Raw genomic sequence first — 4,482 nt, forward strand, 5'->3', positions numbered from 1 at the left:
GGCGAGGCCCAGCGCGTGAAGCTCGCGGCCGAACTCACGCGCAGGATGTGCAGCCTCTTCGTCCTTGATGAACCGACCACCGGCCTCCCGGTCATGGGCCCGGACAGCGGACAGACCGTCGTCGAGGGCGCCCCGGAACAGGTCGCACCCCACCCCGGCCGGTCCCCGCACTCCCCGTCGGAGGCGTGATGACTCTGCTCGACCTGGAACAGCAGGCCCCGGAGGAAGAGGACGACGACGCCCCCGTACCCCGCCTCACCACCGCCGGCGCCTCCGACGACCCCGTGAAGGACTACCTCCGCCTCATCTCCCGCGTCCGCCTCCTCACCGCCGACCAGGAGGTCGACCTCGCGAAACGCATCGAGGCGGGACTGTACGCGGAACGCCTCCTGGCGGCGGAAACCGCCTACGACGCAAGGGAGTTGACCCTTCTTGCCGAGGATGGACGACGCGCGAAGACTCACCTCGTCGAGGCCAACCTCCGCCTCGTCGTCTCCGTCGCCAAGCGCTACACAGGCCGTGGCCTCGCCTTCCTCGACCTGATTCAGGAGGGCAACACGGGCCTCATCCGGGCGGTGGAGAAGTTCGACTACGTGAAGGGCTTCAAGTTCTCCACGTACGCGACCTGGTGGATCAAGCAGGCCGTCAGCCGGGCCCTGGCCGACCAGGGCCGCACGATCCGCGTCCCCGTCCACGCGGTGGAGATCATCAACCGCATCGCGCGGGTCCGCCGCGAGATTATTCACGACACCGGAATCGAACCCACCCCCGCCCAACTCGCGGAGAAGGCCGACGTACCGGTGGAACGCCTCGCTGAACTGGACGGCTACACACGGGAACCCGTCTCCCTGGACACCACTCTCGCGGACGACTCCGGCACCGAGTTCGGTGACCTGATCGTCGACGCGGACGTGCCCTCCCCGGTCGAACAGGTCGCCTTCGGCCTCCTCCAGCAGACCCTGCGCGCGATGCTCGCGGAGATGACCGCCCGCGAGGCGGGGATCATCGCGCTGCGCTACGGCCTGTTCGGCGGCAGGCCGCGCACGCTGGAGGAGATCGGGCTCGTGTACGGCGTGACGCGGGAGCGGATCCGGCAGATCGAGTCGAAGACGATGTCGAAGCTGCGCCACCCCTCCAGGTCGCAGGCGCTGCGGGACTACCTCGACTGACGGGCGGCCCGGGACGGAAGCGCCGGACCGGTTTGTTAGGCTCCGCATGCCTCCCGCGGGGGAAGTCCGGTGAGAATCCGGCGCTGACCCGCAACGGTGTGCGCGGACAGCAAAAACGCTTCCGCGCGAGCCCGATCGCCCACGGCCGGCACGCGACCCGTACGACCGCTCGCCGTGGACTGCGAGAGGGGACCGCAAGGCGTGTCTCCCGCGTGACGTCCCTCCGGCGGCCTCAGCCGAAGGACCGCCGGTGCGCCGAACCCCCCTCGCCCTGCTGACCGTTGCCCTCGCCCTGCTCCTGCTGATCTCCCTGCTCGCGGGTGTCGTCCTCGGCGCCTCAGGCATTGGCGCCGCCGACTCGCTGAAGCTCCTGTGGGCCGGCCTGACCGGCGGAACCGTTTCCGCGCGGGACGCCGCCGACTACACCATCGTCTGGGAGATACGCCTGCCCCGCGTCGTCCTCGGCGCGTTCGCCGGCGCCGGCCTCGCCTCCGTCGGCGTCGCCGTGCAGGCCATGGTCCGCAACGCCCTCGCCGACCCCTTCGTCCTCGGCATCTCCTCCGGCGCGGCCGTCGGCGCCAACGCCGTCATCCTGATGGGCGCCTTCGCCGGGCTCGGCGTCTGGGCCCTGTCGGTCTCCGCGTTCGGCTCGGCGCTCGCCGCGATGGCTCTCGTCTACGCCGTCGCCCGCACCCCGCGCGGCCTCACGCCGCTGCGCCTGATCCTGACGGGTACGGCGCTGGCGTACGGGTTCGAGGCGATCACGACCGTGATGGTGTTCAGCGCCGCCCGGGGCGAGGCGGCGCGCTCGGCGATGATGTGGCTGCTCGGGAGCCTCGGCGGGGCGACGTGGGCGCAGGTGCCGATCGCCGCCGTCACCGTCGTCGCCGGGTGGGCGTGGCTGCGGCGGCGGGCCGGGGCGTTGAACGCGATCGCGATGGGCGACGAGACGGCGGCCTCCCTCGGGGTGCGGCCGGAGCGGCTGCGGCGGGAGCTGTTCCTCGTGACGGCCGCTGTGACCGGCACGCTGGTCGCCGTCAGCGGCGCGATCGGGTTCGTCGGGCTCATGGTCCCGCACCTCGTGCGGATGGCCGTCGGCGCCGACCACCGCCGCGTCCTCGCGCTCGCCCCGCTCGCCGGGGCCGTCCTCCTCGTCTGGGCGGACATCCTGTCCCGCCTGCTCCTCGCACCCGCCGAACTCCCCGTCGGCGTGATCACGGCCGTCGTCGGGGTCCCCGCGTTCCTGCTGCTGATGCGGCGCGGCGGCCACGCGTTCGGCGGAAAGTGGTGACCGGCATGCGGCTCGACGTGGACGGCGTGAGCGTGGAGGCGGCGGGCGCACGCCTCGTGGACGACATACGGCTCGCCGCGGGACCCGGCGAGGTCGTCGGCCTCGTCGGCCCCAACGGCAGCGGGAAATCAACCCTGTTGAGGTGCGTCTACCAGGCGCTGCGGCCCGCCGCCGGAACCGTACGGCTCGACGGCGAGGACCTGCGGACGATGGCGCCGCGCGCCGCCGCCCGGGTGCTGGCCGCGCTCCCGCAGGAGTCCGGCGCCGAGTTCGACTTCACCGTCACCGAGGTCGTCGGGATGGGCCGCCTCCCGCACGAACGGCGCGGCCACGCCGAGGACATGAAGATCTGCGAGGAGGCCATGGCGGCGACCGGCGTCGGCCACCTCGCCGACCGGGGCTTCCTCGCGCTGTCCGGCGGTGAACGCCAACGCGTCCTGATCGCCCGGGCGTTGGCCCAGCAGCCCCGGGTCCTGGTCCTCGACGAACCCACCAACCATCTCGACATCGCCCACCAGTTGGACGTCCTGGCCCTCGTCCGCGACGCCGGGCTCACCGTCCTCGCCGCGCTGCACGACCTCAACCTCGCGGCGGCGTACTGCGATCGGCTGTACGTCCTCGACGCGGGCCGCGTCGTCGCGTCCGGGACTCCGGCGGACGTCCTCCGACCCGCCCTGCTCGCCGAGGTGTTCGGCGTCCGGGCCCACCCCGTGCGCCACCCCGCCACCGGCGCCGTGCAACTCCTCTTCGACCGCCTGTGAAGGAACCCCCTGTGCCCTCCCTGCGTCAACTCGCCGCCGTCGCCCTGTGCTTGACCGTCACCGGCTGCGGGGCCTCCGTGGAGAAGACCGCGTCCTCCCCCGCGTCCAAGCCGGTCACCATCACCAACTGCGGGAAGAAGGTCACCTTCGACCACGTGCCCGAACGCGTCGTCACCAACGACGTCGGGATCACCGAGCTGATGTTCGCGCTCGGCCTCGAGGACCGGATGGCCGGGTTCGCGATGCCCGACGACAAGGGGGACCTGACCGGCGTGCCCTGGAAGGACGGGTACCGGAAGGTCAAGTGGCTCTCCAAGGACCAGCTGACGAAGGAGAACGTCCTCGACGCCCGCGCCGACCTGGTCTTCGCCGGGTGGAACTACGGCTTCCGCGAGGACAGCGGCTTCACCCCCGACGCCCTCGCCAAGCTCGGCGTCCCCTCGTACATCCTCACCGAGTCGTGCCGCAACGGCCGTACCGAGACCTCGCGGGGCATCATGCCGCCGCTGGAGGCGCTCTACACCGACCTCACCACCCTCGGGCAGCTCTTCGGCGTCGAACAGCGCGCGGCCACCCTGATCGCCTCCTTCAAGAAGGAGATAGCCCAGGTCGCGGTCCCCGCGAAGCGCCCCAAGGTGTTCCTGTACGACAGCGGCCAGGACGCGCCGTTCACCTCCGGGAAGTACGCGGCGCCGGACCAGATCATCAGCGCGGCCGGCGGCGAGAACGTCACGCACGACGTCGACGACTCCTGGACGACCGTCGGCTGGGAGACCGTCGTCGCACGGAACCCGGACGTCATCGTGATCTGCGACTACGGGGACGTCAGCGCCGAGCAGAAGCGCAACTTCCTCCTGTCGTACGCCCCGTTGAAGAACGTCGCGGCGGTGCGGAACAAGCGGATCTTCGTCCTCGACTACGTCGACCTGGTCGAGAGCCCCCGCAACCCGTCGGCCATCGCCCGGCTCGCCGCGTACCTGAAGACCGCCTCCTAGGGCCGCTGCGTCTCCGACTCCAGCGACTGGCGGGTCGTCGCGCCGTACACGCCGGACTCGTCCGAGAGGATCAGGCGGGTGAACTGGTAGGTGCGTACGGCGCTTTGGACGTTCTCGTCGTAGACGCCGGTCGCCTCGCCGTCGTACCGGCCGAGCTGCCTGAGGCGGAGCTGGAGCTCCCGGACCTGGGGGCCGGTGTCGCCGAGGCGCAGGACGCGCGGGGAGTCGTCGTCGCCCTGGGTGGGGGCTGTCGCTTATTCACATCT

Annotated in this window: 6 protein-coding genes; 5 read left to right on the forward strand and 1 reads right to left on the reverse strand. The window is 71.4% G+C overall.

Features of this window, described 5'->3' with window-relative positions; genetic code table 11:
- The 5 genes from AOK24_RS40885 to AOK24_RS40905 all read left to right on the forward strand — a co-directional run.
- On the forward strand, positions 1–189 hold a 189-nt coding region (locus tag AOK24_RS40885; protein WP_159052171.1), incomplete at its 5' end, for a hypothetical protein.
- Positions 189–1,169 (forward strand): RNA polymerase sigma factor, encoded by a 981-nt coding sequence (locus tag AOK24_RS40890; protein WP_055724972.1) that lies wholly within the window; start codon positions 189–191, stop codon positions 1,167–1,169. The genes AOK24_RS40885 and AOK24_RS40890, both read left to right, overlap by 1 nt.
- A 250-nt stretch (positions 1,170–1,419) precedes the next feature.
- Positions 1,420–2,460, forward strand: coding sequence for a FecCD family ABC transporter permease (locus AOK24_RS40895; RefSeq protein ID WP_055724973.1), 1,041 nt, complete (start codon positions 1,420–1,422; stop codon positions 2,458–2,460).
- 5 nt (positions 2,461–2,465) lie between these two features.
- Positions 2,466–3,221, forward strand: a complete 756-nt coding sequence (locus AOK24_RS40900; protein ID WP_055724974.1) for a heme ABC transporter ATP-binding protein — start codon at positions 2,466–2,468, stop codon at positions 3,219–3,221.
- Between the two features lie 20 nt (positions 3,222–3,241).
- Entirely contained in the window at positions 3,242–4,216 is a 975-nt protein-coding gene (locus tag AOK24_RS40905) for an ABC transporter substrate-binding protein (protein WP_055724975.1), read from the forward strand.
- Here the strand turns inward: AOK24_RS40905 and AOK24_RS46970 are convergent.
- The gene (locus AOK24_RS46970; protein ID WP_338060976.1) at positions 4,213–4,428 is read right to left on the reverse strand and encodes a peptidoglycan-binding domain-containing protein; all 216 of its coding nucleotides are present in this window, start codon (positions 4,426–4,428) and stop codon (positions 4,213–4,215) included. The genes AOK24_RS40905 and AOK24_RS46970 overlap by 4 nt on opposite strands.
- Positions 4,429–4,482: the final 54 nt, after the last annotated feature.

The organism is Streptomyces niveiscabiei (assembly GCF_001419795.1).
GTDB classification, from domain to species: Bacteria; Actinomycetota; Actinomycetes; order Streptomycetales; family Streptomycetaceae; genus Streptomyces; species Streptomyces niveiscabiei.

What these genes read in the sequence shown, in the direction of transcription:
- AOK24_RS40900 (WP_055724974.1), top strand. Translation starts at nt 2,466, where the DNA reads ATGCGGCTCGACGTGGACGGCGTGAGCGTGGAGGCGGCGGGCGCACGC.
- AOK24_RS40890 (WP_055724972.1), top strand. Translation starts at nt 189, where the DNA reads ATGACTCTGCTCGACCTGGAACAGCAGGCCCCGGAGGAAGAGGACGAC.